Source organism: Mesorhizobium sp. M5C.F.Ca.IN.020.29.1.1, assembly GCF_003997375.1.
GTDB classification, from domain to species: domain Bacteria; phylum Pseudomonadota; class Alphaproteobacteria; order Rhizobiales; family Rhizobiaceae; genus Mesorhizobium; species Mesorhizobium wenxiniae.
Map to the genome: position 1 here is coordinate 1 of NZ_RZSW01000500.1, position 4,727 is coordinate 4,727.

Annotated in this window: 6 protein-coding genes; 1 reads left to right on the forward strand and 5 read right to left on the reverse strand. The window is 61.0% G+C overall.

Annotation, left to right across the window (positions count from 1 at the left end; genetic code table 11):
* The 5 genes from EOA85_RS28115 to EOA85_RS28135 form a co-directional block, all read right to left on the reverse strand.
* On the reverse strand, nucleotides 1–671 hold a 671-nt coding region (locus EOA85_RS28115; RefSeq protein ID WP_164759931.1), incomplete at its 3' end, for a cytochrome b/b6 domain-containing protein.
* 114 nt (nucleotides 672–785) lie between these two features.
* Entirely contained in the window at nucleotides 786–1,469 is a 684-nt protein-coding gene (locus tag EOA85_RS28120; RefSeq protein ID WP_127211939.1) for a DUF1345 domain-containing protein, read from the reverse strand.
* A 132-nt stretch (nucleotides 1,470–1,601) separates the two neighbouring features.
* Complete coding sequence (locus EOA85_RS28125) at nucleotides 1,602–2,096, reverse strand: YaiI/YqxD family protein (protein WP_127211940.1); 495 nt, start codon at nucleotides 2,094–2,096, stop codon at nucleotides 1,602–1,604.
* Nucleotides 2,083–2,358 carry a hypothetical protein gene (locus tag EOA85_RS28130; protein ID WP_127211941.1) on the reverse strand — a complete coding sequence of 92 codons (276 nt, stop codon included), beginning with the start codon at nucleotides 2,356–2,358 and terminating at the stop codon, nucleotides 2,083–2,085. Before EOA85_RS28130 ends, EOA85_RS28125 begins: the two co-directional genes overlap by 14 nt.
* Before the next feature lie 118 nt (nucleotides 2,359–2,476).
* Nucleotides 2,477–3,604 (reverse strand): S-(hydroxymethyl)glutathione dehydrogenase/class III alcohol dehydrogenase, encoded by a 1,128-nt coding sequence (locus tag EOA85_RS28135; RefSeq protein ID WP_127211942.1) that lies wholly within the window; start codon nucleotides 3,602–3,604, stop codon nucleotides 2,477–2,479.
* 202 nt (nucleotides 3,605–3,806) lie between these two features.
* Between EOA85_RS28135 and EOA85_RS28140 the strand changes: the two genes are divergently transcribed.
* Nucleotides 3,807–4,727: biotin carboxylase N-terminal domain-containing protein (locus EOA85_RS28140; protein ID WP_127211943.1), on the forward strand; the 921-nt coding region annotated here is incomplete at its 3' end.

Consider the following 4,727-nt stretch of genomic DNA (forward strand, 5'->3'; position numbering starts at 1 on the left):
ACCGCGTTCATGCTCGGCGACATGGCAAGGCCGGTGATGATCATCAGCGGCAGTAGCACGAACATGACGCCGCCATAGGCGATCTTCTGCAGCGTATTGTACTCGCGCCTGTGGTGGAACTTGAGCCTGGCATGATCGGTGATGTCTCGCGGCAAGCGCCTGAGATCGTCGATGCGCGGGGCAAGATCGCGGCGCAGATGGCCGTTGATCAGGCTGGCGACCAGCCAGACGACCAGTGTCGTGGTCAGTATCCAGGCGAAGAAGAAATGGACGACGCGGGCGGTGCCGAGGTCGTAGTAGGAGGGGATCGTCGCCCAGGATGGGAAGGCGCGGGACGTCTCCCGACCCGCCGGCCCCGACCAGCCGAGCACACCGGTCGTATCGAAGCGCTTGCCGAAGATTTCGGTGTAGCCGCGCGGACCGTTTGCGGTGTTCTCGGCGCCGATAGCGAAGATGGTGTTGTTGTATGCGAATCCCGACTCCTTGCCGATATAGAGCTGAGGGCGGGCGTTGAAGATCTGCAGGCCGGAAAGTAGCATGAAGAACAGCGAGATGGCCCAGAGCCAGTGCGTCAGCCGAGTCCAGCGCGACTGCCGGTAGATCAGCGTTGCGTCCTTCGGCGCGGCAGTATCTGGCCCGACGGTGGATTGGCTCACGACAACCGATTCCATTTTTTCGCGTCCTTCCGGCCGCTCAGTCGGCCTTTCCGATCGTTCTCCTCCCAATACGTTGCCAGCCAAAGCGATGTTTCATCCGATCACAAAATTATTACGGCCTGCCTGGTACTACCGGCTCCCGAGACTAACGGCGAGGTTGACCGCGGCGGCGACGATCACTGTATTGAAAAAGAACGACACGATCGAATGCAAGAGCACGATGCGACGCATTTGCGTGGTCGAAACCGCGGTATCGGAGGTTTGTGAAGTCATGCCGACGGTGGTCGAGAAATAGAGGAAATCCCAGCCGTCCGGCCGCTCCTTACCCGCAAACACGAGGCCGCCGACGGGCTTTCTCTGCTTCGCTTTGCTGCCGGGGTCGGTCTCTTCATCGTTCAGCCAGTAAACATGGGCGTAGTGCAGCGCCGTCATGGCGTGGATGGTGAACCAGCCGAGCGGGATCGACAGCAGCGCGAAGGTGAGTTCGACAGGATGCGCGCTGCGCTCGCGATTGATCAATTGGAACAACGAGATGATGGCGACGGCGACGACAATCAGCGTCACGCCAAAGATGACCAGCACCGGCTGGTCGGTGGCGCGGGCATTCTTGCTCAGATAGCGGTCGGTGAGCAGCGGCATCTGGGCGACGACGATGACGGTGTAGGCGGCGAAAAACGCATTGGCGCCAATCGAAAAGGCGAGCGGAGTGCGCAAGAGCAGCGCGATCGCCAGCGCCACTACACCGATGCAGGCCGACACCGCGAACTGCATGTGGCGGTGAAGTGGTTTCTTCAGGGGCATCTCGGTCGTCATGGCCCGGCCTCTGATGGCGGTCCGTCTTACGCCGCTCGTCTTTTAAGACTCGGACATTATAACACTTTTGACTGTGCCCATGATGCCGAAGATCGATTCCCGATTTTGCTGCGCGATCTCCGGTTCAAAGCGCTAGCCCGGTGCGGCGGATTTCAGCGCACGCCGCAAGATGCGGTCGAGCTCGCCGAGAAACCGTGAGCGGTCCTGCGGCGCGAAACCGGCATTGTAGCCCTTGCTCTCGCCGGTCTCGCGCAGATGCTGCTTGAGGTCGCGCATGGCCACCGCCATGCCTATCGTTTCCGGCGTGAACGGGCGCCCGGTCGGCCCAAGCACGTGGGCGCCGAGTGCCACCGTGCGGGCGGCAAGCGGGATGTCGGCTGTCACCACAATGTCGTTGGGCTTGGCATTGTCGACGATCCAGTCGTCCGCCGCGTCGGCGCCCTTGGAAACGACGACGTTGCGGATCATCGGATCGCGCGACGGGCGCAGGCCGCCATTGGAGACGAAGGTGACGACGATGCCATGGCGCTCGGCGACTTTCTCGACCTCAGCCTTCACCGGACAGGCATCGGCATCGACGAGAATCTGTAGGCGGCTTCGTTCTTGGTTGATGTTAGTCGTGTTCATACGGCGTGAATTTCAGCTCGTAGCCGCGCGGCTCGGTGCCGGGCGGCTCAGTGGGCTCAGTGTCATAGACGTAAATTCTTCCAGTGGAGGAGAAACCAATGTGTTGGCCGATGGTGCGTATCATATCGATCGCTTGATCCGCGTCCGACGCCCAAACTTTCATTCCAAAGGAAGCCGGCCCGGGCTCTGTTTCAAAGTCCTCATTGGGAGATACAACCTCGCCCTCGGCCAGAACCGTGAAGTGACGGAACGCTGTCTTCATCCGCCCGTTCCGGAGCTTCAGTCTCCAATTCTTGAGAGTCTCAGGATTCATGGGAGTGCCTGATTAACTTCGCGGTGACTGCGAACGGCAATACGAACGCGAATTTGAACCTCCTTACCTAGTAAACCACCACGCTCCTGATGCTCTTGCCCTGATGCATCAGGTCAAAACCCTTGTTGATGTCCTCCAGCTTCAGCGTGTGGGTGATCATCGGGTCGATCTCGATCTTGCCGTCCATGTACCAGTCGACGATCGTTGGCACGTCGGTGCGGCCGCGCGCGCCGCCGAAGGCGGTACCCATCCAGGTGCGTCCGGTGACCAGCTGGAACGGCCGCGTCGAGATCTCCTGGCCGGCGCCAGCTACGCCGATGACGACCGACTTGCCCCAGCCGCGGTGCGATGCTTCCAGGGCCTGCCGCATCACCTTGGTGCTGCCGGTGCAGTCGAACGTGTAGTCGGCGCCGCCGATCTGGTCGGCGCCGCGCTTGGTCAAGTTAACGAGATAGGGCACGATGTCGCCATCGATCTCCTTCGGATTGACGAAATGCGTCATGCCGAATTTCTCGCCCCATTCCTTCTTGTCGTTGTTCAGGTCGACGCCGATGATCATGTCGGCGCCGGCAAGGCGAAGGCCCTGGATGACGTTGAGGCCGATGCCGCCGAGGCCGAAGACGACGGCCGTGGCGCCGATCTCGACCTTGGCCGTGTTGATCACCGCGCCGATGCCAGTGGTAACGCCGCAGCCGATGTAGCAGATCTTGTCGAAGGGCGCGTCGGGATTGACCTTGGCGAGCGCGATCTCGGGCAGCACGGTGAAGTTGGAGAAGGTCGAGCAGCCCATGTAGTGGAAGATCTTGTCATTGCCGATCGAGAAGCGCGACGAGCCGTCCGGCATCAGGCCTTGCCCCTGCGTGGCGCGGATCGCGGTGCACAGATTGGTTTTCCTGGACAGGCAGGACGGGCATTGCCGGCATTCCGGCGTGTAGAGCGGGATGACGTGGTCGCCCTTCTTGACCGAGGTGACGCCCTTGCCGACATCGACGACGATGCCTGCACCCTCATGGCCGAGGATCGCCGGAAACAGGCCTTCCGGATCGGCGCCCGACAGCGTGAATTCGTCGGTGTGGCAGATGCCGGTCGCCTTGATCTCGACCAGCACCTCGCCGTTGCGCGGGCCGTCGAGGTCGACCTCCAGGATCTCCAGCGGCTTTCCGGCAGCGACTGCCACAGCGGCACGGGTTTTCATCGGGAATCTCCTCTCAGGGCAAAATCTGCAATCGAGGCCGAGCATTAGCGTATCTGCAGGTTCTGGACTATGGGACGAATTGACAGTTCGTGGCCGGGTTTTGGTCGGTGTCAGCCGACTTGCGCCCGGGATATGCGCCAACTTGCCTTGACCGGCCGGGCGAAGCCCATCAAAGAAAGAAAGCCGAGGGAATAAAACCCGCATGTTCGCAAAAATTCTGATCGCCAATCGCGGCGAGATCGCCTGCCGCGTTATCAAGACGGCGCGCAAGATGGGCGTCGCCACCGTCGCGGTCTATTCGGATGCCGATCGCGACGCTGTCCATGTCGAGATGGCCGACGAGGCTGTGCATATCGGGCCTTCGCCGGCCGCGCAGAGCTATTTGGTGCCGGAGAATATCATCGCCGCCTGCAAGGCGAAGGGTGCTGAAGCCGTGCATCCCGGCTACGGGTTTTTGTCCGAACGTGCATCATTCTGTGAAGCGTTGGAGAAAAAAGGCATCATCTTCATCGGCCCGAAACCCAAAGCGATCAGGGCGATGGGCGATAAGATCGAATCGAAGAAATTCGCCAATGCTGCAAACGTGTCGACGGTACCCGGCTGGCTTGGCGTCATCGAGAATGCCGGTCATGCCGAGAAAATAGCCGGCGAGATCGGCTATCCCGTTATGATCAAAGCCTCGGCCGGTGGCGGCGGCAAGGGCATGCGCATCGCCTGGAGCAAGGCCGAGGTGCGCGACGGGTTCGACCGGGCGCGGTCGGAGGCCAAAAGCTCGTTCGGCGACGACCGCGTCTTCATCGAGAAGTTCGTGGTCAATCCACGCCACATCGAGATCCAGGTGCTGGCCGACGCGCATGGCAACGCGCTTTATCTCGGCGAGCGCGAATGCTCGATCCAGCGCCGCAACCAGAAGATCGTCGAAGAGGCGCCTTCGCCCTTCCTCGACGCCAAGACCCGGAAAGCCATGGGCGAGCAGTCGGTGGCGCTGGCCAGGGCGGTCGACTATCAGAGCGCCGGCACGGTTGAGTTCATCGTCGACAGCGAAAAGAACTTCTATTTCCTTGAAATGAATACGCGATTGCAGGTCGAGCACCCGGTAACCGAGCTCGTCACCGGCATCGAT

Coding starts and splice junctions, on each gene's coding strand:
- EOA85_RS28125 (WP_127211940.1), bottom strand. CDS start 2,096: ATGAACACGACTAACATCAACCAAGAACGAAGCCGCCTACAGATTCTC.
- EOA85_RS28130 (WP_127211941.1), bottom strand. CDS start 2,358: ATGAAGACAGCGTTCCGTCACTTCACGGTTCTGGCCGAGGGCGAGGTT.
- EOA85_RS28120 (WP_127211939.1), bottom strand. CDS start 1,469: ATGACGACCGAGATGCCCCTGAAGAAACCACTTCACCGCCACATGCAG.
- EOA85_RS28135 (WP_127211942.1), bottom strand. CDS start 3,604: ATGAAAACCCGTGCCGCTGTGGCAGTCGCTGCCGGAAAGCCGCTGGAG.